This is a genomic window from Bifidobacterium thermacidophilum subsp. thermacidophilum DSM 15837 (assembly GCF_000426425.1).
In the GTDB taxonomy this organism is placed as follows: Bacteria; Actinomycetota; Actinomycetes; order Actinomycetales; family Bifidobacteriaceae; genus Bifidobacterium; species Bifidobacterium thermacidophilum.
On sequence record NZ_AUFI01000010.1, the window covers coordinates 131044 to 156989 of the forward strand.

The following is a 25946-nucleotide window of genomic DNA, read 5'->3' on the forward strand; positions in this document are numbered from 1 at the left end:
CCTTCCGTCCCCGGCAAGTTTCCACTCAGCTATCCGCCTTCTGAGCGGCGCGAATCTTGTCCTTCGTGTCCCGGTCCGTTCCAGCTTCGCCTGTCGAAAGCGCCGCGATGAACGCCTCCTGCGGCACCTCGACATGGCCGAGCATCTTCATGCGCTTCTTGCCGGCCTTCTGCTTTTCAAGCAACTTGCGTTTACGCGTGATATCGCCGCCATAGCATTTGGCGAGCACATCCTTGCGCAGGGCGCGGATATTCTCGCGTGCAATAATCCTGGAGCCGATAGCCGCCTGGATCGGGATTTCGAACTGTTGCCGAGGTATGAGCTCGCGCAGTTTCTTGGTCATCATTACGCCATAGGAATACGCCTTGTCTCGGTGCACGATTGCGCTGAAGGCATCCACCTTCTCACCCTGGATCAGGATATCGACCTTCACCAAATCGGCAGCCTGCTCGCCGTCCTCGTGATAATCGAGCGAAGCATACCCTTTGGTCCGACTCTTGAGCTGGTCGAAGAAATCGAACACAATCTCCGCGAGCGGAATACGATAATGCATCTCGACACGCTCAGGACTCAGATATTCCATATCGCCCATCTCGCCGCGATGTTCCTGACACAAGTCCATCACCGATCCGATGAACTCCTTCGGCGTGATGATATCTGCGGCAACTATCGGCTCGACGATTTTCTTGATCTTGCCTTCGGGGAATTCGCTCGGATTGGTGACATGATGCACGGTGCCGTCCTCCGCCGTGACCTCGTACGGTACGCTCGGCGCGGTGGAGATCAGGTCGAGTCCGAATTCGCGTTCCAAGCGCTCGCAGACGATTTCCATATGAAGCAGGCCGAGGAACCCGCAACGGAAGCCGAATCCCAAGGCGACCGAGGTCTCGGGCTCATAAACGAGCGCGGCGTCGTTGAGTTTTAGTTTGTCGAGTGCGTCACGCAATTCCGGGAATTGTGCGTTGTCGATTGGGAACAGGCCGGCGTACACCATCGGTTTGGGGTCCCGGTAGCCCGGCAATGGTTCGCTCGCCGGTTTGAGAGCGGACGTAATTGTGTCGCCGACCTTCGATTGGCTGACGTCCTTGGCTCCGGTGATGACGTATCCGACCTCGCCTGCCCCCAGCGCCTTGGTGGGCATCATGTCTGGGCTGATGACGCCTATTTCGATGGGGTCGTGCGTCATACCGATGCCCATCATGTGAAGCTTCTCGCGTGATTTCAGCTCGCCGTCCACCATACGGATGTACGTGACGATGCCGCGGTAGGAGTCGTAGACGGAATCGAAGATGAGTGCGCGGGCTGGCGCCTTGGGGTCGCCATGTGGTGCGGGCACGTCCATGACGATGGTGTCGAGCAGATCGGCGACGCCCTCGCCGGTCTTGCCAGACACCCTGAGCACATCCTGGGGCTTGCACCCGATGAGGCCGGCGATTTCTTCGGCGTGTTTGTCGGGTTCCGCGCTGGGCAAGTCAATCTTGTTGAGCACGGGGATGATGGTTAAGTCGTGGTCAATCGCCATATAAAGGTTGGACAAGGTCTGCGCTTCGATGCCCTGCGTGGCATCCACCAGCAGCACCGCGCCCTCACAAGCCGCCAGAGCGCGCGAAACCTCATAGGTGAAATCCACATGGCCGGGCGTGTCGATCATGCCGAGGGTGTATTCCGTGCCGTCGACGGTCCACGGCACGCGGACGGCCTGTGACTTGATGGTGATACCGCGTTCCTGCTCGATATCCATGCGGTCGAGGAAACGGTCGTGCATTTCACGTTGCGGGACGATGCCGGACAGCTGGAGAATCCGGTCGGCGACGGTGGATTTGCCGTGGTCGATATGCGCGATGATGCAGAAGTTGCGGATCAGCGACTGATCGGTATAGCCGGGTTTGTTCTTCGGTTCAATCACTGAGCGTTCTCCTTTTCCCGTACGTTGTGCGCCGGTTGGTTGTCGGTCGTGGGCGGTTGCCGCCCGTCTCCGCATGTCGGGGACATTCCAATTGTTCTAGTCTACCGGCTCCACACGGCAAAAGATTCCGCCGCGTTGCGCTATCGCGCGTCATTGTCGGCGCGTTATCCCGGTCCCGTGGTATCATAAACGCCTGTATGTCCTTATAGCAACCGTCGTTTGGAGTTACATTGGCAAACATCAAGTCGCAGAAGAAGCGCGTCCTGACTAATGAGAAGGCGCACAAGCGCAACGTGTCGGTGAAGTCCGGCCTGAAGACCGTCGTTCGTCGCACCCGTGAAGCCATCGCCGCTGGCGACAAGGCTCAGGCTGAAGAAGCGTACAAGCTCGCAGCTCAGAAGCTCGACAAGGCTGCCGGCGCAGGCGTGATTCACAAGAACCAGGCCGCGAACCGCAAGTCCGGTCTCGCTCGCGCTATCAACGCACTGTGACCTTTAAGCGCTTGCATCTTGTGAGCGCTGATGAGGTTTCCGAAACACGGATTCCGAACTGAGGGGTGTCCCGCATCGATTGCGGGGCACCCCTCATGTTTTCTTTCTCATCAGCAGCCATCAGGGTATCATCATGCGACTGGAACTATGCAACGGCGATGTCTCTGCATAGAAACTACTTTTTGTTGCGCGGCTGATATTCGCTGTGTTGAGTCTATGTTATTGCTGCTGCGCGTCATCGCCATGATGATATGGGTGACGCATCGCTTCGGGTATGGAGACCGGGTGTTCCCTGGGTACTGCACCCGGAAGCTTGATATCGAACTTCACGGACAAGACACGCATGAGCACGACCAACACGACAATGGCCACATCGAACGCAATCTCACCGCCGTAGGTGATAATCGCATGCATTTCTAGACGATATGACAACACCGTCAACAGGCATCCAGCCAACGAGGGGAAGGCATACCAGTGGCGGTCGCGGACGACCATCGGCACTTCGTTGAGCAGCGTGTCACGAATCAGTCCGCCGGCCAAAGCAGTGAACATGCCGAGGAATACCGCTGTCATCCCGCTTGTACCGTACATCAGCGCCTTTTGCGTACCATTGACGGCGAAGAGCCCCAAGGCCAACGCGTCAAGGACCAGCATCGGCCATTTGAGTCGGTCCACCTCTGGATGGATGACGGCGACAATCAGCCCTGCGGCAAGCGTGGTGAGTACCATGCCCTTATCCGAGATGCCGACCGGGGGAAGCGCTCCCAGCACCACATCGCGCACCAGTCCCCCGCCCAACGCTGTCAACCATGTCGTCAGCACGATGGCGAACAGGTCGTAATGTTTGCGAACTGCGGCCAGCCCGCCCAGCAACCCGCAACAGAACACGGCGACATATTCGATACCGAGGAAGAAGCCGTTGCTTTCAAGCGTGACGGTGACGGTCATGGTCATGCCTCCTGGTTGCACGGTGTTGTCGCAGCGGTGGGACACTGGGTGATTCGCGGGTGCTAACAAGCACGGGTTTCTTTCTATATACCGCAACAGGGCGACTCCCCCGAGGGGAATCGCCCTGTTGCTAGACTGCCGAAGCGGTATGGGTTTCGGCCAATGCGTTTGGTCTCAGCAGACCTTCCACATCCAGTTGTGCGGATCTTCAATCTCGCCAAGCTGAATGCCCAGCAGCTGGTTGCGCAGCTTCATGGTCAGTTCGCCGGAACCGCCGTCGGCGACGGTCACGTCGATGTCGTTGGACTTGAAGCGCCCAATCGGCGTGATGATCGCCGCGGTACCGCATGCGAACACCTCGGTGACTTCGCCGGACTTGATGTCCTCGACCAGCTGATCGAACTTGATCATGCCCTCGACCACATCGTGGCCGTCATCCTGCGCGAGCTGGATGATCGAACGACGGGTCACACCCGGCAGAATGTTGCCGGTGAGCGACGGGGTCTCGAGGTGGCCGTCCTTGTGCACGATGAACATGTTCATGCCACCGAGCTCCTCAAGGTAGGTCTTGGTTGCGGCATCCACGAAGCACACCTGCTCGCAGCCGTTCTTGATACCAGTGTATTCGCCGAGCAGCGAAGCGGCGTAGTTGCCGCCGCACTTGGCGAAACCGGTGCCGCCGGGGCCGACGCGGAACCACTTGTCTTCGATCCAGATGCTGACCGGCTTCACACCGCCCGGGAAGTACGGGCCCGACGGGGAGGCAATCACGCAATAATCGACTTCCTTCGGAGCACGCACGCCGAGGAATGGCTCAGAAGCGAACATGAACGGACGCATGTACAGAGTGTACTCACGGCGGGTAGGCACCCAGTTGGCGTCACGACGGACCAGCGCAGCTACGGAGCCGAGGAAATCGTCAATCGGCAGCTCGGGCAGGTACAGACGCTTGGCGGAGTTCTGGAAACGCTCGGCGTTCGCATCCGGACGGAACAGCCAGATCGAGCCATCGGCGTGATGATACGCCTTGAGACCTTCGAAGCATTCCTGGGCGTAATGCAGCACCGAAGCGCCTGGATCCATCTTCAACGGGCCGTACGGTTCGATACGGCGATCGGACCAGCCTTCGCCGTCGGTCCACGTCATATGAGCCATGTTGTCAGAGAAAATCTGACCGAAAGCCGGCTTGTCGATCAGCTCCTGACGCTTGGCGTCCGAAGCCGGGTGATTGTTCGGCAGGACGGTGAATTCGTCGGCGAGCTTGTTGAGTTGCGCGGGATCATGATGTGATTGTTCAGTCATAATAACTTCTTCTTGAATCAACCGTTATCACGGTATTGCGTATGTTGCGCTGGTACTTGTGGCACCGGCTCTGAGATTACTCTCGCACAGGTCTGGGACGAATGTGTGAAGAGGTTCACATTATGAAAGAGCCGGAAAATGCGGAACCCCGCCGTGAAGGCGGGGTCCTTGGACGGTACCGTCGCGGGCCGGGCATATGAGCTGAAAGCCCCGACGGGTTCAATCACTTGTTGTCTGCGGCGCCGTCAGCGGCAGGAGCGGCGCCGTCAGCGGCAGGAGCGGCGGCTGCGGTCTCGGCGGTAGACTCGGTGGCGTCCTCAGGCACCTCGACGGTGACCACGGACTCTTCCGGATCGTCGATGTCGAGCTCGGCGCCTTCCGGCAGCTCGACATCCTTGGCGAAGACCTTGCTACCGTCGGTCATGCCGTCAACGTTGATGACGATGCGCTCAGGCAGGTTGGACACATCGGCGCGAACCTTGAGCTCCTGAATGTCGACGAATGCGACTGCGGCGCCCTTCGGGGTGCCTTCGATGAAGACCGGGACCTCGACGTCGATCTTCTCGCCGGCCTTGACCTCGTAGAAGTCGACATGCTCGACGATGCGCTTGACAGGGTTGCGCTGCACGTCCTTGACGACTGCGATCTTGGAGTCGCCGCCGTAGTTGATGGTGAACAGCGCGTTGGTGTGACGCAGCGCCAAGGTGGTCTCCTTCATCGGGAGGGTGACGAACACCGGCTGGTTGCCACCGGCATAGATGGTGGCCGGGATCTTGTTGGCCACACGCAGACGGCGGGCGACGCCCTTGCCAAACTGGTCGCGGACTTCGCCTTCGAGGGTGATGGTGTTGGTTGCCATATGGCTCTCCTTCATAGTAATCTTCCGGAGCAAGGATTGTTCCAAGTCCGGTGTTGTTTCGGCGCGCCGACGCGCCGATTCCCGGACACCGAAAGATGCCGTGCCATCAGCCGAGTCGATAACGGAGACGTGCGCCTCCCTCGCCAAAGCGTGGCGAACAAGTCCGCCAAAGCAACTCTTCTTTTATACATATGGGTATGGACGTACTCGGCCACGATGCGACGCGCCATGGATGATTGACCCGCGGTTCGCATATATCGATTCCAGGCCGTCACCATCATTAGAATAGGAGACAGTCCATCGGCAAGGAACGGAGTGGGCATGTCCGCGACTGAGAAGACTCACAAGTTAGCAATCAAGCATATCGGCATCGGTGCCGCTGCCACGTCGGCGGCCATGGACGCTGGGATGTTCGCGCTTGGCGATGCGGCGTTCCGCACCGCTTGCGATGTGCGTTCGCCTTTGTTCATCAAAAGCAACAAGCGCGCGATTGAAGAGATTGGCGAGCAGCTCAAGCAGCAGGACAATGATGAACAGCGTGACGCGGTTCAGTGGTTCCAGGCGACCCGTCAGTCCCTGACTACATACAGCGAAGACGGATTGCGTCTGCACGCATGGGTGTTGGATCCCGACAGGCTTGCTCCGAAGCCGCATCTGTACGCGATATGCTGCCATGGTTTTTGCGGGGAACCACAGGAAATGGCGAGATACGCGTTGCGGTACGCACGTATGGGATGCACGGTGCTGCTACCCGCTTTGCGGGCACATGAGCGCAGCCAAGGAAGATATGTCGGCATGGGGTATCTTGACCGGCGTGATGTGATGCGTTGGATCAATCTTGTGGTCAGAGGCGATCCAGATGCGCAGATCATTCTGCATGGCAACTCGATGGGTGCCGTGGCAGTGATGCTTGCCGCGGGCGAGCCTGATCTTCCCGCACAGGTGAAGGCGGTAATCGAGGACAGTGGGTACTCAGGCATCAGCGACGAGATGCGGTATGTGACCAAGTCGATGCTCAGGTTGCCGCGGATTGTCGGACTACCCATGCTTGGCGCCATGAGCGTCATCTGCCGTATTCATGCGGGATTTGGGATGACTGACGGCGACTGCGTGCGTGCAACGTCGCGTATCCACGTGCCGATGCTGTGCGTGCACGGGACAGCCGACCAATTGGTGCCGCATGAATTCATGGACAGGATCGTCAGCGCCTATCACGGGCGGCATTATCTCACGCTCAGCGTAACGGGCGCCGGACACACATTGTCGTCGGTGAAAGACCCGGACACCTACTGGCGTATGGTGCAGTCCATCGTCGAAGAAGGGTTGCGGATGGCCTGACCTTTTGCGGCGTCGAACTTTGCGACGAAAAGAAAAGGCGGCGCGCCATGCCCGCCGTTTGAACGGACTTGCCGACACCGCCAAATCACACACACGAACCGGCTTTTGGCCAGCAGTGCTCTGGTGCGCCGTCACGCTGTCGAGCTGGACATGAAACCTGCCCGGAAGCCCAAGAACCGGAGGGCTTTCCCACAGCGGACGATAACCTTGACGTTATAGTTGCGATGCTACCAACCGGCGAGAAAGCACTATTCAGAATGTCCACATCATGGTCGCGATTTTGGACACTCGTCCGATGCGGAAAGCAATCGGGCCAGGATACGCCGCTATGAGCAGGCGTATCCAGGCCCGTTTTCCGAGTCGCGGTACACGCGCAACCCGGTCCACTGGTGTTTTCCCTGTCAGTGTTCCAAGGCGCGGACACACATCAGGCCAACAGCTCCTTGACGGCCGCGATCACGGCTTGCAGCCCGGCCTTCGCATCGCCGAACAGCATCTGCGTGTTGTCTTCGAAATACAGTTCGTTCTCAATGCCGGCGTACCCGCGTCCTCGTCCGCGCTTCATGACCACCACATGCTGCGCCTGGTCAACGTCGAGGATCGGCATGCCCGAAACCGGTGTCCCGGGGCGGCGGGCCGCAGGATTGGTCACGTCGTTCGCGCCGACAACCAGAGCCACATTGGCGGATGGGAACTGCGGATTGATGTCATCAAGGTCCACCAGTTCGTCATACGGGACGTTCGCCTCGGCGAGCAGCACATTCATATGTCCCGGCATACGGCCGGCGACCGGGTGAATAGCGTAAGCCACTTCCACGCCATGCTCCTTAAGCAGCTCCCCAAGGTCGGCGAGCTCGCGTTGGGCCTGCGCCTGAGCGAGGCCGAAGCCGGGGACGAAGATGACCTTCTGCGCATACACGAGCTGGACGGCGACATCGTCTGCCGTGGTCTCTTTCATGGTGCCTTCGGGGCCGTCGTCGTTGGCGGAGGCGTTCGAGGTGCCGCCGAATCCGCCGGCGAGCACGCTGTGCAGCGGCCTGTTCATCGCCTGGGCCATGAGAATCGACAGGGTCACGCCGGCGGCACCCACGAGGGCGCCGGCGACGATGAGCGCGACATTGTCAATGGCCAAGCCACTCATCGCTACAGCGGTACCCGTGCACGCGTTGAGCACGGAGATGACCACCGGCATGTCGGCGCCGCCGATCGGGATGACGAAGACCAGACCGTACACCGGTGCGAACACAGTAGTGAGCACCGCCCACAGCAGGCGTTGCCCGGGCTGCACGCACAGCATCACGAAGGACGCGATGGTCAGCACGATGAACAGCACGTTGAGGAAGCCTTTGCCGGGCAATGTCAGCTTGCGCAGGAACTTCACGCCTTGCAACTTGCCTGCCGCGACCAACGAACCTGTGAAGGTGACCGAGCCGATGACCACGCCGAGCCCGGCGGTGATCAGCACCACCAGCCCTGGCGCCTTGGCGGGGGTGAGAATGTCGTTGAGCGCGACCAGTGCGGCTGCTCCGCCACCGACGGTATTGAAAATCGACACCAGCTGCGGCATGTCGGTCATTTTCACCTTTTTCGCGCTGGCGACACCGGCGACCGCGCCGATTGCAATACCCAGCAGCAACAGGAGGATCGCGACATTAGAACGGTATCCGGTGGCGAACAAGTGTACGAAAGCCATGATTACGGCAATCACCATGCCGACGGCGGAGATCTGGTTGCCGCGACGGGCGGTTTTCGGTGAATTCATGAAGTGCAGGCCGATGACGAACATCACGGCAGAGAGCAGATATACGAACCAGGCTACGGTATCGATGGCGTTCACTTGCCGGCCTCCTCGTCAGCATCGGAATCATCCGCGGATTTCGCGGGTTTGGAGCTCTTGAACATCTCAAGCATGCGATCGGTGACCACATATCCGCCGACGACGTTCATCGTGCCAAGTACCGCGGCGAGGAACACGAACACGTATGCAAGCGGCGAATTTGCCTGCGCGGCGACGATGACCACGCCGACGATCACGATGCCATGAATCGAATTCGCGCCTGACATCAGCGGCGTGTGCAGCGTCGCCGGCACTTTGCCGATGACCTCGACGCCGATGAGCAACGCCAGGACGAACAACGTGATGGATACAACAAGTGGATCCATGGGTTATTCCCCTTTCTTTCCGGATTCTTCGGTTTTGGGCGCTTCGAGCCCGGCGACCACGAGGGCGTCGTCCAACTCGTCCCCGGCGACGGTTCTCAGACGGCCGTCGCGCACGAAGTGGGACAGCACGTCAGCAACATTGCGCGACAGCAGGTTCGAAGCTGTGTTCGCGACATCAGATGCCAGATATGGTGCTCCGATGATGGTGACACCGCCTTCGGTGACTTGCGTGCCGACCACAGAGCCTTCGACATTGCCGCCGAGGTCGCTCGCTGCGCAATCGACGATAACCGCTCCGCGATGCAACGCCTTGACGCCGGCCGCTGTGAGAAGCATCGGCGGCTTGCGGCCAGGAACTTTCGCGGTGGTGATCACGATATCGAACTGGGCTGCCTTCTCGTCAACCGCAGCCTGCTGCGCCGCCTGTTCCTCCTTGGTAAGCTGACGTGCGTAGCCGCCTTGCCCTTGGCCGGCTGAGAAATCAAGACCGAGATCGAGGAATTTCGCGCCCAGGGACTCGACTTCGCCTTTGGATGCCGGACGGACATCATACGCAGTGACGACCGCGCCGAGTCGACGGGCGGTGCCGATTGCCTGGAGTCCGGCGATGCCAGCGCCCAACACCAGCACTTTCGCAGGACGGATGGTGCCCGCCGCAGTGGTCATCATGGGAAGGAAGGCCTGGTAAGCGTTTGCCGCGACGAGTGCCGCCTTGTAGCCCATGACGGAATTCTGCGAGGTCATCTCGTCCATGGATTGCGCCGCGCTCAGCTGCCTGGGCAGGCGTTCTATGGCGACGGCGGTCAGTCCGGCCTGCGCAAGAGACGCGATATACGCGTCATCGGTGAAGGATCCGAGCATGCCGATAACCCATTGCCCCGGACGCATCGCGGTAACCAGCGTGGCATCCGGCCGGGATACAAATCCGAAGGCGTCACACGCGGCAAGCACCGTTTGCCGGTCGCACACGCGAGCGCCGGCACGTTCGTAATCGGCATCCGTATATTGCGCGGCAAGTCCCGCTCCCTGTTCGATCAGACATCCGACGCCTTTTTTGCGCAGCCTTGCGACAATGTCAGGCGTCAGTGCCACACGCCGTTCATGCTCGGTCGTCTCGTTGAAGACGCCGAACTGCACGCCGGCTTCTGGTTGTTCAGCCATAGCAGCCCTTTCTAGCTTCATTACTATTGCGTACGTGGGGTACGAGCACAGTCTACCCTATTTCTCCGGTGGCGATGCCGGGCCTTCCGTCTGCCGGTCCTGCGGCCGCTTCAGCTACGCAACCGTAAGGTGACGGAGGGGATTTTTTCGACTATCATGACAAGGTTGATAGCTGAAGTGAATGCCAAGGAGCGAGACGTGTCCCTACTCAATTCCATCAAGGACCAAACGATGAGAGTCACCCGTAAGGCGCTGCGCCTTGGCGGGGATTTCACCCATCCGGTCAGCGACGACCAGCCGGGCGATCCTGACTACATCGATCCGCAGGACATCGAAGTCGCGGATATGCCGGTCAATCTGCCAAATAGCGCAGAATGGGGGCCCGGGTATCCCACAACCACGTTCATCGACCAGAAGACGGGTTGCCTGACAGCCTCCACCGCCGGCAATCCCCCGCTGGACGACGGTTGGAGCATCTACGATATCTATGCCGACCGCGCCAGGCGCATGGGCGACAAGCCGCTGTACACATTCAAGGTCAACGGCGAATGGACGACGAAAACCGCCAACGAATTCCTTCACGAGGTGCGTGTGACGGCCAAGGGCCTCATGCATTATGGGCTGAAGAAGGGCGACGGCGTCGCGTTCATGTGCCGCACCTCTTATGAGTGGGATGTGTTCGACGCGGCAGTGATGGCGTGCGGCGGCGTGTTGGCAACCATCTATGACACTGATTCTGCGGAGCAGATTCGCAATATCGTGGATAATTCTGATGCGCGCTTCTTGGTCGTGCAGACCACTGACATGCGTGACAAGGCTGACGGCGCGATGGAGGAATGCCCCACGCTCGAGCAGATCTTCTGCTTCGAAACCGGCGGCCTGTACGAGCTGCAGGCGTATGCGGACGCGGTCAGCGACGAGGATCTTGACGCCCGCATCGATTCGGTGAAGAAAACCGACCTGTGCTCAATCGTGTATACGTCCGGTTCGACCGCCGCGCCGAAGGGCGTGGAGATGACGCATGAGGATTATTGTGCGACCGTGCTCAACCTGCCGGACTACATGCCTGACCTGTTGCACGACGAAAAGAACACGATTCTGTTGTTCCTTCCGCAGGCGCATTCTTTCGCCCGTGCAATCAACTACATCTGCGTGGCGAGCCGGCTGCATATCTACATCGCCGAAGGCATCAAGACCATGATCGGCGATTTGCAGGTTTCCCGTCCGTCGGTGATGATCGTGGTGCCGCGTGTCCTCGAGAAGATTTACAACGCCGCTTCGCAGAAGGCTGGTCATGGCGCTAAGGGTGTCATGTTCGCCGCTTCGGTGGTCGCCGCGCAGAAGTTCATGAAGGAGATCAGTGACCAAGGCAAGGCTTCGACGCTCACGCGCGTGGAGCGTGCTGCCTACGACCCGCTGGTGTACAAGTCCTTGCGAGAGGTGCTCGGCGGCCGCGCCAAGTGGATTGTCACCGGCGGCGCCCCGCTGGATCCGGATTTGCTCGCCTTCTTCCGCGGCGCCGGCATCCCGGTGTATGAAGGCTACGGTCTGACCGAAACCACCGCCCCCTGCGCATTCAATCCGTTGGGTGTTCCGTTCCATGAAGGTTCCGTTGGTATCCCGTTCCCAGGCTTCTCAATTCGTCTCGCTGACGACAATGAGATTCAGGTTAAGGGCGCGTCGGTGTTCCACGCCTATCACAAGAACGAGGAAGCGACGGAAACGTCCTTCACCCAGGATGGTTGGTATGCGACCGGCGATTTGGGTCATCTCGACGACAATGGATTCCTGTACATCATCGGCCGCAAGAAGGATCTGATTATCACCGCCGGCGGCAAGAACGTCTCCCCCGGCCCGATCGAGGAAACCATCCAGCGGTGCGAATTTGTTTCGCAGGCCCTGGTGCTCGGCGACAAGCGTCCGTTCATTTCGGCGCTTATCACGCTTGACGAGGATTCCCTGCGTCCTTGGCTCAAATCCAAGGGGCTCAACGCCGACATGTCGATGCAGGAGGCGGCCGGAAACGCCGTGGTCCGCGCCGAAGTCCAGAAATATGTCGATTTGGCCAACGAAGGCGTCTCCCGTGCTGAATCCGTGCGCAAGTTCATTATCCTGCCCGAGGAATTCACCCAGGAGAACGGCCTGCTCACCGCTTCGATGAAGGTGATTCGCCCGAAGGTTATCAAGCGGTATGCGACCCTGCTCAACACGCAGATGTACACCAAGCGCAAGCAGCAGTAAGTAAGAGCAGCATCCCGACGGTTATGATGATGGCCCGGTCCCCATATAGTGGGGGCCGGGCCATCATCGTTGTTATACGCGTTCGGCGCTTGACTTCGTGCTCACGGCAGGATCTTTCAGACCTCTTGCCGTGAGCACGTGCAGACGGATTCGGGACCCGACTGGGAGTTCGGATCAGAATCCAAGTCGTTCAAGCTTCTTTGGGTCGGACTGCCAGTCCTTGGCTACCTTGACATGCAGGTCGAGTTTCGCCTTCTGCCCGACGATACGATTGACTGGCGTACGCAGCTTCTTGCGCACCTTGACCAGATGCTCGGCCTTATGACCAATGATTATCGGCTTCTGTGAGTCGCGTTCGACATAAATCGAAACCAGAACATGGGCTTTGCCGTCGCCCTCGGGGTCATCGGGGTCGGGGTACTCGATGCTGTCCACGACGACCGCGAGCGAATGGGGCAGTTCGTCGTCAAGCTCCTCAAGGAAAGCCCAACGCACAAGTTCGGCGATGGTTGATTCGGGCTTTTCCTCGGTCAGCTGTTCCGCCGGGTACATTTGCGGGCCTTCGGGCATGTTCTCGATCAAGACGTCCCGCACTTCAGACACATTGTCGTGCTCAAGGGCGCTGACGGGGACGATATCCGTGAAATCGGCGAATTCATTGACCTGGATGAGTTTCTCGATCAGCTCCTGACGATTGAGCTCATCGATTTTCGTGACGATCGCAATCAGCGGAATCTTCCATGCGAAGCTGCCGTCATCGCGTTTCTTGGCGAATTGAGAGCGCAACCGGCTGAGAATACGTTTGTCGCCCGGACCGATTTCCTGGTCGGCGGGAAGCAGGAACGCGATTTCGTCGACATCGGCGAGGGATTCCTCAACGACATCATTGAGCCGCTGACCAAGCAAGGTCCGCGGGCGATGGATACCAGGCGTATCGACCAACACCAGCTGGGCGTTATCGGTTGTGACGATGCCGCGTATTGCTTTTCGGGTTGTTTCCGGCCTCGATGAGGCAATGGCAATCTGCGTGCCGACTAACGCGTTCATCAACGTGGATTTGCCGACATTCGGCCGTCCTACAACCGCGACGAATCCCGACCGGTAGACGTCGTGACCCTTGACGGGCTCGTGTTGGGCCGGTTCGTGTCCAGTACTGGTATCGCTTTCGCTCATGCTGCTCCTTGCTCGTGGCGGTTGGCGGTGTTGTCCTGTCCGTCCTGGGATGGATGGCCGTCCTGCGCCGTGTCATGTCGGTCATTGACGTGCTGACCGCCGATTTGCTGTTGTTCACCAGTGTCCTCGCCGGGCTCGACGTGTGCCGGTTCGACGACGATGGTCGAGACCTTTTTGCGCCTGCCAGCCGAATCCACTGCGGTCAAGCGCAGTCCACGGGTGACCGCCGAAGCGCCGACAATCGGGACACGGCCTAGCAGTTTGGTGAGCAACCCGTAGACCGTATCGACATCGTCTTCGTCGATATCGACCTCGAAAATATCCTCCAGATCGGCGATTGGCGTCCTCGCGGGCATACGCCAGGTATGTTCGCCGATTTGCTCAGGTTCGCTGTGCTGGGTGCGGTCGTGCTCATCCTCAAGTTCGCCGACGATTTGCTCGATGGTGTCCTCGATGGTGACCATGCCGGCGATGCCGCCGTATTCGTCCACCACGATTGCGACATGCTGCCGGGTACGTTGCATTTCGTGGAACAGGTCATCGACCGGCTTGGATTCCGGAACGAGCATAGGATTGCGGATGATGCTTTCCACATCGCGGGTCATCGCATCAGGATTAAAGGCCGTGGCGCGTACGGCATCCTTGAGGTAGGCCATACCGACCAGATCGTCAACGTCGTCGCCGATGACCGGAACCCGGGAGAACCCGGATCTGGAGCACAATTGCAGGAAATCCTGAAGATTATGGCCGCGTTCGATGCAGATCATATCGGTGCGCGGCACCATGATTTCGCGGGTCAGCGTCTCAGACAAGGTCAGCACATTGCGCAGCATCTCGGAGACCTCCGGGTCGAAATCATTGGCTTCGACCAGCCGATCGATGGTTGCGCGCCCCTGTTCGAGCTGCAACTTCTCCAGTTCCTCGTCGTCGGACAGTTCGGATTGCTCATGATGATTCCGTTTGTTGACTTTGTCGCCGCCGACCTTGGCGAACGGGGTCAACGCCACAGCCAATCCCACGACACGCACGTGCCTGAGCATGATATCGACCGGTTTGACGGCACCCGCGGAACGAGGACGGACAAGGATGGAGACCACTCCGATAAACACGCCCGCCACGATGCCGCTGACCAGCTGCACCCACAGCACACCGCCGCACAGGGACACGATGCTCGCCACCAGCACGCCGTCGAACACGTTGCACACGATACGGAAGAAAGCACATGATCCAGATGTGGCGAACCGGTCGGCGACAAGCCTCTGCACCTTGTGAATCTTGTCGATTTTCTTCATGCGTGAGAACTGCGTGAGTTCCTGGTCGGTCTGGACTTCCAAAATCCGATTGTTCAGACTGGCTCGGGTGACGCGTGACACCGCGCCTTCTGCCGCCGCCATCGACAAAGACAGCCATACCAGAAGCGCCGCTACCACGGCCAGCAACGCAATCAAGACAATCGTAGTCATATCAGGCATTTCATTCCCCCTGAACCAAGCTTGCCATCGGCGTCACGCCAACAGTCTTACTGTAATACATATCAGCTATACAGTTACTGATGATGCGCATCATCCGCTCCGCCTGCAGCCCCAGACCGAGCATGTCCGGCGTCATATTCCGCAAGCATGTCACGCGCCCCGGAAGGCAGGGTCGCCGGCGGGACGTCCACTTGACGAACCGCCATATAGGTGAGCAGCAACTGGCGCTGCAAGCCGAACATCTGACGTTCCTGTTCAGGGGTCACATGGTCGTATCCAAGAAGGTGGAGGATGCCATGGATGGTCAGCAGCATCATTTCCTGCATGGTGCTATGGCCGGCGGCAAGGGCCTGTTGCCTCGCCACCCACGGGCATATGACGATGTCGCCGAGCACTCCCTCCATTTCGGTTGACCCGTCGCCCGGACGTAATTCATCCATCGGGAAGCTCATCACATCGGTCGGACCTTGCAGATTCATCCAGCGTTCATGCAACTGTGCGATGGGGTCGGGATCGACGAACAGGATCGTCAGATCCGATTGGATGCTCACGCGCATCTGGCTCATCACCCACACACCGAGCTGGGAGAAGACCTCCGGGTCGATGTTCCACACAGTTTCATTGGTTACATCAACGCTCATACGTTGTTATGCTCCTCATGATCGGAAAGGTTGTGGGTCTTGCTCTCGGCTGTGCCGAGATTCTCATCGCCGTCGTGGGCGTTCTGTCCGGCGATTTCGCCGTTGTGCTCTTCCGTACGTCCAGCCGGGCCGTGCGGCGCTTCGTTCCTACGATGCCTGCGTCTGCCATGATCCCCGGCGATGGCGGCATGCCGATCATACGCCTGGACGATTTTCCCGACGAGCGCGTGACGTACCACGTCTTCGGAAGCCAAGTGTGCGAAGGCGATACCGTTGATGCCATGCAGAATGTCTTCGATTGTTGCGAGGCCGGAACGGGGCACGGTCAAATCGACCTGCGTAATATCGCCCGTGATGATCATCTTGGTGTTGAACCCCAGACGGGTCAGGAACATCTTCATCTGCTGTTCGGTCGTGTTCTGTGCCTCGTCGAGGATGACGAAAGCGTCGTTGAGCGTACGGCCGCGCATATATGCAAGCGGGGCCACCTCGATCGTGCCGTCATCCATAAGCCGGTGTAACTGTTCTGCGCCTAGCATATCGGAGAGCGCATCATACAACGGCCGCAGGTAAGGATCGACCTTCTCGCTCAACGTGCCGGGCAGGAAGCCGAGATTCTCCCCCGCCTCCACCGCAGGACGCGTGAGGATGATTCGACGGACTTCACCGTCCTGGAAGGCCCTGACGGCCTTCGCCACGGCAAGATAGGTCTTTCCAGTGCCGGCAGGGCCGATGGCGAAGGTGATCGTATTGGATTCAATCGTATTGACATAGGCGATCTGCCCCGGGGTTTTGGGACGGACCGGAACACCGGCGGCGAATGTGATGACACCCGGCACATGGGCACGGCGGCGGTCCTGGTCGATTCGACTAGCCGACTCAACCATGGCATTGCGAGGCACCGCGGCAGCGGCTCCGAATTTACGGACATCATCCATACGCTGCGATCGTGCTCCATTGCGTAGCACGCGTCGGTCGAGCAGACGGCGAACCGTGTCAGCATCCATCGGCGCGGTATACGCCTCGTCGATCAAGGTGTGCATGACCTCTTCGGCTTGTGCGGCCTGGGCTTCGGTCTGCTTCGATCTGGATACGATTGCGACCCGATTGCCGCGCACGAGAATGGTCAGCTCCGGAAACGCCTGCTCAACTACGCGAATGACTTCGTCAATCGGGCCGAACACGGCGACGGGATCAAGCTCGGGGGGAACCGTAACAACGCGGGTAGTGGTAGCCACTTGCCGAAACCTACTCCTCGAACTTCTGTCCGGTCAGGACATGGGCATGGACGTGGAAGACCGATTGGCCAGCGTCTTTACCGGTATTGAACACCAAGCGATAGGCGCCGTGGAAAGCGTCATCGGCAATATGCTGGGCGACTTCGACGATACGGGCGAGTGTCTTGGGGGCAGCCTTGGCAAGTTCGGCGGCATTCGCGTAATGCTTGCGCGGCACAATCAGAACATGCACCTTGGCTTTCGGCGCGATGTCCTTGAACGCGTACACCGTGTCGTCCTCGTACACCTTGGTGCTCGGAATTTCCCCCGCAATGATCTTGCAGAACAGGCAATCATCGGACTGGCTCATACACACTCCTTACCGAATGGGTCGTTGTACATGCTGTACACCGTCAGCTCCCATACTATTGAACCGTTCGGATAAGCGATGACATTCACGTCGATAACAAAAAAGGCTTCCTTTCGGAAGCCTTGCTTGTGTCCGGAGCGGGACTTGAACCCGCACGCCCGTTTAAAATAGGCACTAGCACCTCAAGCTAGCGCGTCTACCATTCCGCCACCCGGACATGTGCCTTGAAGCAACAGAAAGCAACTATAGCACGACGCGAGCCTGACGCAAATCAGAACCCTCTTGGGCGTGTCTTTTTCCTGAGTGGCGGCAATACTCCCTGCCGTACTTGCGCACAATCCAAAGGCATGACCTGCATGGCAACACCGCACACAAGCCGCGGAACCTGACCCAGTGATAGCCTTGCAACCATGACTGATCCGCTGTTTCTGCTGCACCCCGAATCCGACGACGCGCCGGTGAACACCGACTCGCTGCGTGAAGGATGGAACATCACGCTACCCAAGTCCATCAGACGCCACGCCATCCAAGCCATGCGCCTGCACGACGGCGACACACTCCAGCTGTCTGACGGCCATGGACTGCGCATCCACACCACACTGGTCGACGCCGAACAGGGACAAGCGCAAGTCAGCGCGTTCAGTAAAGAGGAGCCGCCTGTCACCCGACTCGCGCTCATCCAGGCGCTCGCAAAAACCGGACATGACGAGCAGGCCATCGATATGGCCACCCAAATCGGGGTCGACACGGTTATCCCTTGGCAGGCGGACCGCTCCATCGCCAAATGGAAACGCGGACGGAGCGATCGCAAATGGTCGCAAACCATCGATGCCGCAACAGAACAGTCACGCCGGGCATGGCGGCCGCAGCTTGACGATTGCATCTCGAGCAAGCAGCTCGTGGCCGTCTGCCGCCGGGCGATGGTATTCGGTGATATCGTCATCGTCCTGCACCAGGATGCGACCGCCAACTGGGAGCAGATCGAACAGGCGGTCGCGCATATGGAACAACGCTGCCTCGAAGACGGCCGGACACGCACGGTCAATGTCGTCGTCGGGCCGGAAGGCGGAATCAGTGGGCAGGAAGCGCGTCAATTCGCCGATGCTGGAGCCATGTGCACGTTGCTCGGGCATAATATCCTGCGCGCGTCCACCGCAGGGCCGGTCGCGTTGTCGTTGCTGTCACGGGCCATGGGACGATACGCCTGACATCGCACGGCCAAGGCGCCCGCATACTATGATGCAATAAAGGAACCGACGCGCCACGCCTTCGGAACACACCACGATACACAGGCGAACCGGCACGCCATCACTATCCAGACAAGGGAGATTCTGTTTTCATGCGGCTGATTCATGTGGACAACATCGACGACGAGCGCATCGCCGCCTACACCAATCTCACCGAACTCCAGCTCCGCAACCGCCTTGAACCCGCAAAGGGGCTGTTCATCGCCGAATCCCCCAAAGTCATCGACCGTGCCCTCGCCGCAGGCCGTGAACCAATCTCCCTGCTGGTGGAAGAGCCATGGATCGCCGGCATGAGCGACGAGTTCGAATACATCGACCAGCATTGGGGGCCGGATATCCCCGTGTACGTAGCCAGCCCCGAGCAACTCAAACGGCTGACCGGATACCGTCTGCACCGCGGTGCGCTGTCGGCGATGAAACGTTGGCCACTGCCGAGCGTCGAAGAGGTCTGCCGTGGCGCTCGCCGCATCGCCGTCATGGAAAACATCGTCGATCACACCAATGTCGGGGCTCTGATGCGTTCAGCCGCTGCGCTCGACGTGGATGCGGTGCTCGTGACGCCCTCGTGCGGCGATCCGCTCTACCGCAGGGCGGCCCGCGTGTCCATGGGCACGGTGTTTCAGGTGCCGTGGACGCGCATCGGCGGCGATGACACGCATTTCTGGCCGGTCCAAGGTCTCGCCCAGCTCCATGAGCTGGGGTTCGCCACGGCGGCCATGGCTTTGGATGACGATTCCATCAGTCTTGATGAGCTTGTCCGTCGGCTTGACAATAATCCGGCGTCCCCCGACCATATCGACAAACTCGCCTTGATTTTCGGCACAGAAGGCGACGGGTTGTCCCATCGCACGATCTCCCATGCGGATCTCACCGTGAAAATCCCGATGAGCCACGGCGTGGACAGCCTCAATGTGGCAGCTTCCAGCGCGGTCGCGTTCTATGCGACACGGGTCAAGCACTGACGTACGCGATACAGAATACGGCGCTGAAAACAGTAATGCTTCCCGCTGCCTGACGAAAGGCGGCAAGGAAGCATATCAGCACCGGGTTTGTATACGGCGTGCGCCTTGTGACGATCAATATTGCGGCATGGCATCGAGATTGAACCCGATGGCCGCAAGCTGTTCACGCCCCTCAGGGGTGATTTTGTCCACGGTCCAGCGTGGCTGCCAGGTCCAGTCGATGCGGAATTCCTCGACGAGCCCGGCGAGCGTGCTCGCGCATTCGTCCTCGATGAGTTCCGTCAGCGGGCACGCCGGCGTGGTAAGGGTCATCGTGATGATTGCGCGTCCAAGATTATCGATTTCGATGCCGTACACCAAGCCGAGGTCGATGACATCAATGCCGAGTTCTGGGTCGATGACTTGGTGCAGTGCTTCTTTCACGTCCGCGGCGGTTGCACGGCCAATATCGTCCACAGCGACCAGCGGGATATCATCCTCGTTGTCCGTCTCGTCCCCGTGCTTGCATTCCTGCTTGCTGTGCATGCCACACGCACAACGGTCGCTTTCGGAAGCTGTGTCATCCCCCGGCTTGGTATCGGACGTGCTGTCGGCCTGGGCACCCAACGCGCCCAGCAGCTGCGGGTTGGCCATGACCTTGCGCGCGGCGTTGTCATTGCCCAAAGCTTGGGAAACGGTATCGAAAATCGTGGATTGTGGTTCGGGTACCAGATTGCCTTGATCTGTCATCTTGCTCCTTATCGGCTCAGTCGGCTTCGCCAGCAGGTGTCTTGTCTTGCGAGGCCAAGGCCTTGGCGACGGCATCTTTCATGCCTTCCCAGCCGAGCAACGCACATTTGATACGCATAGGATACTTCGAAACGCCTTGGAACACCACAGCATCCTCAAGCCGTTCGTTCTCGGCGTCATCAGCAAGCCCCTTGCCTCGGGATTCCATGAGTTTGTGGAATGTGGCGCCCAGATTCATGGCCTCATCGACGGTTTTGCCTTCGACCAGATCGGTCATCACCGACAGGCTCGCCTGGGAAATCGAACAGCCGTGGCCATCCCACTCGAGCTGTTCGATGCGATGCGGCTCGTCCTGCGAGACTTCGACACGGATAGTCGCCTCATCCCCACACGTCGGGTTGAATTGGTGGGATTGCCCTGTTTCGCAGTATTCGTGGTTCTGGTGTATGCTCGCCTCACCTTGGTCAAGCGAGGATTGGCCGGTCGCGGTGTCGTTCTCCTGGGCCAAATCCGGCGCGAAATGCGCTTTCCCGTGCGGATCGCGAGCCGCTTCGAGAATGACCTCCTGATACATCTGCTCCAGGTCATCGCCGCTCATGCCGAAATCATCACTCATGCCTGTTCCCTACTCTCGCTTACATGCTTGCGGGGGCATATCATAGCCCCGCAGAGGCGTTACCACCATACCTGATAAGGGATACGCCCAAAGCGCATTCATTGACTGCGGATTGGGCGTATCTGTCAGACCGGTCGGGCACGCATGTAACATGCTTCGAATGCCCACCAGCCTTGGCATCAGACCTTGAAGAACGGCCTGACCTTGGAAACCGCTTCGACTAGGGCCTGCGCATCCTCAACGCTGTTGTACACGCCGGTAGATGCACGGTTGGAGGCATACAACCCGAAGTGACGGTGCACCGGCTGGGCACAATGATGGCCGACGCGGATTGCGATACCCAACGAATCGATGAACTGGCCGACATCATGCGGGTGGACGCCCTGGACATCAAATGCCACGGTACCGATACGATCGACATTTTCACGCGGTCCCAAGATCCGGACCCCATCAATATCGCCGAGTTTCAGCAGTTCGCCGGCGATGGCCTTCTCATGCGCTTCGATGTTCTCCATGCCAATCGCACGCATCCAGTCGGCGGCAACGCCGGCTGCCACCACCTGGGCGACGGGCTGGGTCCCGGCTTCAAAACGTGCAGGCGGGGCCATATATTCTGCCGGCTTGTCCATCCACGCCAATTCGACCATGGACCCACCGAAATTAGCAGGCGGCAGGGCCTCCAGCAACTCACGCTTGCCATATAGGAAGCCCACGCCGGTCGGACCGTACATCTTGTGGGCGCTCCACGCAGCGAAATCGACATCCATCGCATGAAAATCAACCTTGAGATGCGGCACAGACTGGCAGGCGTCGAGGACGAAGACCGCTCCCACTTCATGGGCGCGGCGGACAATCGGTGCGATATCCGTAATGGCGCCCGTGGTGTTGCCCACATGGGTGATTGCGACGACCTTCGTGCGTTCGGTGATGACCTGATCGGCGGTGTCAGAACGGATGCGCCCGTCCTCGGTCAAATCGAACCATTTGAGGGTCGCTCCGGTACGGTAGGCGAGCTCCTGGAACGGCAGCAGCACCGAATGGTGTTCTGCTTTGGAGACCACAATTTCATCGCCGGGTTTCAGGGCGAATCGTTGGGCCGCCTTGCCGCCGCGGCCGAGGCTCGCATTGCCGAACGCGGTCGCCAGTAGGTTCAATCCCGCGGTCGCACCTGCGGTGACGACGATTTCTTCCTCGCCTTCCTCGCTGTTGGCGCCGACCAGGCGTGCGACCTTGGCACGCGCCTCTTCGAACGCCAATGTGCTGCGGGCGGCCAACTCGTGGGCACCGCGGTGGACACCTGCGTTGATGGTGCGGTAGAACTCGCTTTCGGCGTCAATCACGCACTGCGGCTTCTGCGAGGTCGCGGCGGAGTCCAGATAGACCAGCGGATGACCGTGGATCTCTTGGTCAAGAATCGGGAACTGCTGCCTGATTGCAGCGAAATCAACATCTGCCATTGTGATCCTTGTCTTACAGATTGTTCAGGCCAACGCCGATTCCTTGCTGCCTTCCGGCAGATATTCGTCGTAGCCGTTCTCCTCCAGCTCGTCGGCAAGCTCCGGGCCTCCGGTCTTGACAAAATGACCGTCGGCGAAGACATGGACGATGTCAGGCTTGATGTACTTGAGGATACGCGTGTAGTGGGTGACCATGAGGATGCCGAGATCGGTGTTCTCCTTGGCGCGGTTGACGCCTTCGGACACGATGCGCAGAGCGTCGACGTCGAGGCCGGAATCGGTTTCGTCGAGGATGGCGAACTTCGGCTTGAGCAGTTCGAGCTGCAACACCTCAGCGCGCTTCTTCTCGCCGCCGGAGAATCCTTCGTTGACGGAGCGCATGGCGAACTTCGGGTCCATGCGCAGCCGCTTCATCGCCTCGTTGAGCTCCTTGGTCCACGTGCGGATCGACGGTGCCTTGCCATCCACTTCCGTTTTCGCGGTGCGCAGGAAGTTCGTCATGGACACGCCCGGCACCTCGACCGGGTACTGCATGGCGAGAAACAGGCCTTCCTTGGCGCGTTCGTCAGGCGTCTGCTTGAGAATATCCACGCCGTCGAGCGCCGCCTGGCCGGAATCGACCTCGTACTTCGGGTGTCCAGCCAGCGTGTAGGCGAGCGTGGACTTGCCCGAGCCGTTGGGGCCCATGATCGCGTGGGTCTCCCCCGAGTGGACAGTCAGATTGACCCCCTTGAGGATCTGCTTGCGGCCCTCCTTGGTTTCCACAGAGGCGTAGAGGTCCTTGATTTCGAGAGTATGCTGCATGTTATTTTTCCTCCAATACGGCTTGCATGGCCGCGTTCTCGCCTCGTGCCAGGCGACGGTCGATCACATTCATCAGGTGCTGTGCGATGGCGGGAACGCCGATTTCCTCGACGAGTTCCGCGAAGAATCCTTGGACCACCAGTTTGCGCGCCTCGGTTTCGCTGATGCCCCTGGATTCGAGATAGAACAGTTCCTCGTCGTCGAAACGGCCCACCGAGCTGGCATGGCCTGCACCGACGATATTGCCGTTCTCGATTTCCAGGTTCGGTTCGGAATCCGCGATGGCGCCCGGAGTAAGCACCAGATTCCTGTTGAGCTCGTAGGAGTCGGTGCCGGGGGCCGTGGGCTCGATCAGCGCGTTGCCCACCCATGTGGAATGCGCGCCCTTGCCGCTCAACGCGCCCTTGTACACGACGCGGGACTTGCACTCAGGGTAGTTGTGCACGACCATCGTCCTATGCTCGATATGCTCGCCCGGGTCGGCGAAATAGATGCCGAGCATGTTGAGATCGCCTTGGGCGCCGCCGAAATCCTGGTCCATGCGGATACGCACAACGTCACCGCCGAGCGTCACCACGGAATGCCGCAACGAGGCTCCCGCCCCGACACGGATGCGGTGGTTACCCACATGTTTGGAGCCTTTGTCCCATTCTTGCACGAAGGTCGTGGAGATATGAGAATCCGCGCCCGTGGAGATTTCCACGCCTTCAGCGATACGGGCGAGACCGTCATGTTCGACGATGACATCGCCATGCGCACGATCCTCCGCGATGATGACCAGATGAACCGCATCAAGGTCATTGCCGCCGCCGTGGATATGCACGAGCACCGGCGTGTCGATTTCGCCGCGCAAGCGTATTACGGTAGCCGCCTTGCCGCTGGCCCATTCGACCGCGGAAACCCGGTCGTTCGGCATCATCACGGTTCCTGAGGGCTGCTCCCCCATCGCGACCTGCGTCACGTCAACATGCCCGGCATCGACAGGACGTCCCTCGGTGTCGGTGACCGAGATGCTTGTTTTGCCGCTCGGCTCGAACACGTCGAAGAATTCCTCGATGCGTTCAATCGGCGTGTATCGCCAATCCTCTTGTTTTCGGGTCGGCTGCTTGAAGTCGTCCACCTCGAAGGACCGCGGTTCACGGTCCGCACTCGACGGCATGGCCGCGGGGAACGCATACGGGTCATGCGGGTCGGCTTGCGGGACCTTGATTTCCGTATCCTTCGGCTGGGTTTGCGATTGTACGTCCTGTACGTTCTGCATTGTGTTCTGCTCTTGTTCTGCCATGGATCAGCCTACCGATCCTTCCATCTGCAATTCGACGAGCCTGTTGAGCTCAAGCGCGTATTCCATCGGCAGCTCGCGGCTGATCGGCTCGACGAAGCCGCGGACGATCATGCCCATGGCCTCCTTCTCTTCGAGACCACGGCTCATGAGATAGAACAGCTGGTCTTCGGAAACCTTGGAAACAGTCGCCTCATGGGCCATGGATACGTCATCCTCGCGCACATCGACATGCGGATACGTGTCGGAGCGAGAGAAATCATCAACCAGCAGGGCATCGCACACGACCGACGAGCTCGAGCCTTCGGCTCCGTCGACGATTTTCACGAGTCCACGATAAGCAGAACGACCGCCGCCACGTGAAATGGACTTAGCCACGATCGTGGAGCTGGTGTGGGGTGCGAGATGGATCATCTTCGCACCTGTATCCTGATACTGCCCCTTGCCGGCGAAACCGAGGGACATGGTGGATGCCTTGGCATACGGCTCGGCGAGGATACATGCCGGGTACTTCATGGTTGCCTTGGATCCGATGTTGCCATCGACCCATTCCATTGTGCCGCCTTCACGCACGTATGCGCGCTGAGTGACGAGGTTGTACACGTTGTTCGACCAGTTCTGCACTGTCGTGTAGCGTACGCGGGCATGCTTCTCGACGACTATTTCGACGATGGCGGCGTGCAGCGAGTCCGTGGAGTATATCGGCGCGGTGCACCCTTCGACGTAATGCACGTAGGAGCCTTCGTCAGCGATGATGAGCGTGCGTTCGAACTGGCCCATATTCGGCGTGTTGATGCGGAAATAGGCCTGGAGTGGAATATCGACGTGTACGCCCTTTGGCACGTAGACGAAGGAACCGCCCGACCATGCCGCGGTGTTCAGTGCGCCGAACTTGTTGTCTTCCGGCGGCACGACCTTGCCGAAATACTTGCGGACCAAATCAGGGTATTCGCGGACCGCGGTATCGGTGTCAACGAAAATCACGCCCTGTTTCTTCAGATCATCGCGAATCGAATTGTAGATGACCTCGGATTCGTACTGCGCCGCGACGCCGGAGACCAGACGCTTCTTCTCCGCTTCCGGGATGCCGAGCTTGTCGTAGGTATTGCGGATATCGTCGGGAAGATCCTCCCAACGCTTCGCCTGCTCTTTGATCGGCTTGACATAGTACTTGAAATCGTCGGCGTTGAAGCCGCTCAAATCAACGCCCCACGAGGGCATCGGCTTGTCGACGAAAGCCTTGTAGCCGCGCAGACGCATGTCAAGCATCCATTGCGGCTCGTGCTTGTCGGCGGAGATGGCCCTTACGACGTTCTCGTCAATGCCTTTCTTCGCCGCTTCGCCGGCTGCGTCGGAATCATGCCAGCCGTAGTTGTAGTCACCGAACTGGCTGATGATCTCGTCATCCTGCTTAATCTTGTCCTCGTTGACGCGGGAACGGTCAGCCACATACTGGCTCATCTCCACGTCTTCCGCGGCGTTTGGTGTGTGTTCGCTCGCCACCGTACGCTGCCTCCATTCATTCGTTGTTCCATCGCTAACCTAACAGACCGGGGCGGAAAACACT

General features: G+C 59.3%; 23 protein-coding genes and 1 tRNA gene. 5 read left to right on the forward strand and 19 right to left on the reverse strand.

Features of this window, described 5'->3' with window-relative positions; genetic code table 11:
• Positions 1–25: 25 nt before the first annotated feature.
• Positions 26–1906, reverse strand: a complete 1881-nt coding sequence (gene lepA / locus K315_RS0106855; protein WP_029576782.1) for a translation elongation factor 4 — start codon at positions 1904–1906, stop codon at positions 26–28.
• A gap of 230 nt (positions 1907–2136) precedes the next feature.
• Here lepA and rpsT point away from each other — a divergent pair, with 230 nt between their 5' ends.
• Positions 2137–2397, forward strand: a complete 261-nt coding sequence (gene rpsT, locus K315_RS0106860) for a 30S ribosomal protein S20 (RefSeq protein ID WP_015450517.1) — start codon at positions 2137–2139, stop codon at positions 2395–2397.
• Positions 2398–2616: 219 nt separating this feature from the next.
• Here rpsT and K315_RS0106865 read toward each other — a convergent pair whose 3' ends face one another.
• The 3 genes from K315_RS0106865 to K315_RS0106875 all read right to left on the reverse strand — a co-directional run bounded on the left by K315_RS0106865 (position 2617) and on the right by K315_RS0106875 (position 5506).
• On the reverse strand, positions 2617–3351 hold the full coding sequence (locus K315_RS0106865; protein WP_044086105.1) for a trimeric intracellular cation channel family protein: 735 nt from the start codon (positions 3349–3351) through the stop codon (positions 2617–2619).
• Positions 3352–3519: 168 nt separating this feature from the next.
• Positions 3520–4647 (reverse strand): branched-chain amino acid aminotransferase, encoded by a 1128-nt coding sequence (locus K315_RS0106870; protein ID WP_029576784.1) that lies wholly within the window; start codon positions 4645–4647, stop codon positions 3520–3522.
• Between the two features lie 223 nt (positions 4648–4870).
• Positions 4871–5506: a 50S ribosomal protein L25/general stress protein Ctc gene (locus tag K315_RS0106875; RefSeq protein WP_029576785.1), complete on the reverse strand. Its 636-nt coding sequence runs from the start codon at positions 5504–5506 to the stop codon at positions 4871–4873.
• Between the two features lie 321 nt (positions 5507–5827).
• Here K315_RS0106875 and K315_RS0106880 point away from each other — a divergent pair, with 321 nt between their 5' ends.
• Entirely contained in the window at positions 5828–6844 is a 1017-nt protein-coding gene (locus K315_RS0106880; protein ID WP_029576786.1) for an alpha/beta hydrolase, read from the forward strand.
• 427 nt (positions 6845–7271) lie between these two features.
• Here the strand turns inward: K315_RS0106880 and K315_RS0106885 are convergent, their stop codons facing one another.
• Genes K315_RS0106885 through K315_RS0106895 form a run of 3 tightly spaced genes read right to left on the reverse strand, consistent with a single transcriptional unit; the run spans position 7272 to position 10168 of the window.
• Positions 7272–8681, reverse strand: coding sequence for an NAD(P)(+) transhydrogenase (Re/Si-specific) subunit beta (locus tag K315_RS0106885; protein ID WP_029576787.1), 1410 nt, complete (start codon positions 8679–8681; stop codon positions 7272–7274).
• Positions 8678–9007: an NAD(P) transhydrogenase subunit alpha part 2 gene (locus K315_RS0106890; protein WP_015450511.1), complete on the reverse strand. Its 330-nt coding sequence runs from the start codon at positions 9005–9007 to the stop codon at positions 8678–8680. The genes K315_RS0106885 and K315_RS0106890 overlap by 4 nt, the downstream gene beginning before the upstream one ends.
• A gap of 3 nt (positions 9008–9010) precedes the next feature.
• Complete coding sequence (locus K315_RS0106895; protein WP_029576788.1) at positions 9011–10168, reverse strand: NAD(P) transhydrogenase subunit alpha; 1158 nt, start codon at positions 10166–10168, stop codon at positions 9011–9013.
• Positions 10169–10399: 231 nt separating this feature from the next.
• On the opposite strand from K315_RS0106895, the gene K315_RS0106900 reads away from it, so the two are divergent.
• Positions 10400–12409 (forward strand): AMP-dependent synthetase/ligase, encoded by a 2010-nt coding sequence (locus K315_RS0106900; RefSeq protein WP_420796747.1) that lies wholly within the window; start codon positions 10400–10402, stop codon positions 12407–12409.
• 174 nt (positions 12410–12583) lie between these two features.
• Here K315_RS0106900 and era read toward each other — a convergent pair whose 3' ends face one another.
• From era to K315_RS0106930, 6 genes are all read right to left on the reverse strand, one after another.
• The gene (gene era, locus K315_RS0106905) at positions 12584–13582 is read right to left on the reverse strand and encodes a GTPase Era (protein ID WP_015450508.1); all 999 of its coding nucleotides are present in this window, start codon (positions 13580–13582) and stop codon (positions 12584–12586) included.
• Positions 13579–15054, reverse strand: a complete 1476-nt coding sequence (locus K315_RS0106910) for a hemolysin family protein (protein WP_029576790.1) — start codon at positions 15052–15054, stop codon at positions 13579–13581. Before K315_RS0106910 ends, era begins: the two co-directional genes overlap by 4 nt.
• 74 nt (positions 15055–15128) lie before the next feature.
• The gene (gene ybeY / locus K315_RS0106915; RefSeq protein ID WP_029576791.1) at positions 15129–15695 is read right to left on the reverse strand and encodes an rRNA maturation RNase YbeY; all 567 of its coding nucleotides are present in this window, start codon (positions 15693–15695) and stop codon (positions 15129–15131) included.
• Positions 15692–16933 carry a PhoH family protein gene (locus K315_RS0106920; protein WP_029576792.1) on the reverse strand — a complete coding sequence of 414 codons (1242 nt, stop codon included), beginning with the start codon at positions 16931–16933 and terminating at the stop codon, positions 15692–15694. Before K315_RS0106920 ends, ybeY begins: the two co-directional genes overlap by 4 nt.
• Before the next feature lie 10 nt (positions 16934–16943).
• Positions 16944–17282 carry a histidine triad nucleotide-binding protein gene (locus K315_RS0106925; protein ID WP_029576793.1) on the reverse strand — a complete coding sequence of 113 codons (339 nt, stop codon included), beginning with the start codon at positions 17280–17282 and terminating at the stop codon, positions 16944–16946.
• A gap of 129 nt (positions 17283–17411) precedes the next feature.
• Positions 17412–17499: transfer RNA gene (locus K315_RS0106930), tRNA-Leu, on the reverse strand.
• A gap of 193 nt (positions 17500–17692) precedes the next feature.
• Between K315_RS0106930 and K315_RS0106935 the strand changes: the two genes are divergently transcribed.
• Positions 17693–18490: a 16S rRNA (uracil(1498)-N(3))-methyltransferase gene (locus tag K315_RS0106935; protein ID WP_029576794.1), complete on the forward strand. Its 798-nt coding sequence runs from the start codon at positions 17693–17695 to the stop codon at positions 18488–18490.
• Positions 18491–18621: 131 nt separating this feature from the next.
• The gene (locus K315_RS0106940) at positions 18622–19491 is read left to right on the forward strand and encodes a TrmH family RNA methyltransferase (protein ID WP_029576795.1); all 870 of its coding nucleotides are present in this window, start codon (positions 18622–18624) and stop codon (positions 19489–19491) included.
• 114 nt (positions 19492–19605) lie between these two features.
• Here K315_RS0106940 and K315_RS0106945 read toward each other — a convergent pair whose 3' ends face one another.
• From K315_RS0106945 to sufB, 6 genes are all read right to left on the reverse strand, one after another.
• Positions 19606–20220, reverse strand: a complete 615-nt coding sequence (locus tag K315_RS0106945; protein WP_029576796.1) for a metal-sulfur cluster assembly factor — start codon at positions 20218–20220, stop codon at positions 19606–19608.
• Between the two features lie 16 nt (positions 20221–20236).
• A complete protein-coding gene (gene sufU, locus K315_RS0106950) occupies positions 20237–20836 on the reverse strand; it encodes a Fe-S cluster assembly sulfur transfer protein SufU (protein ID WP_029576797.1) in 600 nt (199 codons plus the stop codon).
• 179 nt (positions 20837–21015) lie between these two features.
• Positions 21016–22293 carry a cysteine desulfurase gene (locus K315_RS0106955; RefSeq protein ID WP_029576798.1) on the reverse strand — a complete coding sequence of 426 codons (1278 nt, stop codon included), beginning with the start codon at positions 22291–22293 and terminating at the stop codon, positions 21016–21018.
• Positions 22294–22317: 24 nt separating this feature from the next.
• Positions 22318–23097: a Fe-S cluster assembly ATPase SufC gene (gene sufC, locus K315_RS0106960; protein ID WP_029576799.1), complete on the reverse strand. Its 780-nt coding sequence runs from the start codon at positions 23095–23097 to the stop codon at positions 22318–22320.
• A 1-nt stretch (position 23098) separates the two neighbouring features.
• Positions 23099–24358, reverse strand: a complete 1260-nt coding sequence (sufD, locus tag K315_RS0106965) for a Fe-S cluster assembly protein SufD (RefSeq protein WP_044086141.1) — start codon at positions 24356–24358, stop codon at positions 23099–23101.
• Between the two features lie 27 nt (positions 24359–24385).
• On the reverse strand, positions 24386–25840 hold the full coding sequence (gene sufB, locus K315_RS0106970) for a Fe-S cluster assembly protein SufB (protein ID WP_044086142.1): 1455 nt from the start codon (positions 25838–25840) through the stop codon (positions 24386–24388).
• Between the last annotated feature and the right edge of the window lie 106 nt (positions 25841–25946).

Excerpts from the sequence above, each read along its gene's own strand:
- sufB (WP_044086142.1), bottom strand. The coding sequence starts at position 25,840 with ATGAGCCAGTATGTGGCTGACCGTTCCCGCGTCAACGAGGACAAGATT.
- ybeY (WP_029576791.1), bottom strand. The coding sequence starts at position 15,695 with ATGAGCGTTGATGTAACCAATGAAACTGTGTGGAACATCGACCCGGAG.
- K315_RS0106890 (WP_015450511.1), bottom strand. The coding sequence starts at position 9,007 with ATGGATCCACTTGTTGTATCCATCACGTTGTTCGTCCTGGCGTTGCTC.
- K315_RS0106865 (WP_044086105.1), bottom strand. The coding sequence starts at position 3,351 with ATGACCATGACCGTCACCGTCACGCTTGAAAGCAACGGCTTCTTCCTC.
- K315_RS0106910 (WP_029576790.1), bottom strand. The coding sequence starts at position 15,054 with ATGCCTGATATGACTACGATTGTCTTGATTGCGTTGCTGGCCGTGGTA.
- sufC (WP_029576799.1), bottom strand. The coding sequence starts at position 23,097 with ATGCAGCATACTCTCGAAATCAAGGACCTCTACGCCTCTGTGGAAACC.
- sufU (WP_029576797.1), bottom strand. The coding sequence starts at position 20,836 with ATGAGTGATGATTTCGGCATGAGCGGCGATGACCTGGAGCAGATGTAT.
- K315_RS0106925 (WP_029576793.1), bottom strand. The coding sequence starts at position 17,282 with ATGAGCCAGTCCGATGATTGCCTGTTCTGCAAGATCATTGCGGGGGAA.
- K315_RS0106870 (WP_029576784.1), bottom strand. The coding sequence starts at position 4,647 with ATGACTGAACAATCACATCATGATCCCGCGCAACTCAACAAGCTCGCC.
- sufD (WP_044086141.1), bottom strand. The coding sequence starts at position 24,358 with ATGCAGAACGTACAGGACGTACAATCGCAAACCCAGCCGAAGGATACG.
- K315_RS0106895 (WP_029576788.1), bottom strand. The coding sequence starts at position 10,168 with ATGGCTGAACAACCAGAAGCCGGCGTGCAGTTCGGCGTCTTCAACGAG.
- era (WP_015450508.1), bottom strand. The coding sequence starts at position 13,582 with ATGAGCGAAAGCGATACCAGTACTGGACACGAACCGGCCCAACACGAG.
- K315_RS0106880 (WP_029576786.1), top strand. The coding sequence starts at position 5,828 with ATGTCCGCGACTGAGAAGACTCACAAGTTAGCAATCAAGCATATCGGC.
- K315_RS0106945 (WP_029576796.1), bottom strand. The coding sequence starts at position 20,220 with ATGACAGATCAAGGCAATCTGGTACCCGAACCACAATCCACGATTTTC.
- K315_RS0106935 (WP_029576794.1), top strand. The coding sequence starts at position 17,693 with ATGACTGATCCGCTGTTTCTGCTGCACCCCGAATCCGACGACGCGCCG.
- K315_RS0106955 (WP_029576798.1), bottom strand. The coding sequence starts at position 22,293 with ATGGCAGATGTTGATTTCGCTGCAATCAGGCAGCAGTTCCCGATTCTT.
- K315_RS0106940 (WP_029576795.1), top strand. The coding sequence starts at position 18,622 with ATGCGGCTGATTCATGTGGACAACATCGACGACGAGCGCATCGCCGCC.
- K315_RS0106900 (WP_420796747.1), top strand. The coding sequence starts at position 10,400 with ATGAGAGTCACCCGTAAGGCGCTGCGCCTTGGCGGGGATTTCACCCAT.
- K315_RS0106875 (WP_029576785.1), bottom strand. The coding sequence starts at position 5,506 with ATGGCAACCAACACCATCACCCTCGAAGGCGAAGTCCGCGACCAGTTT.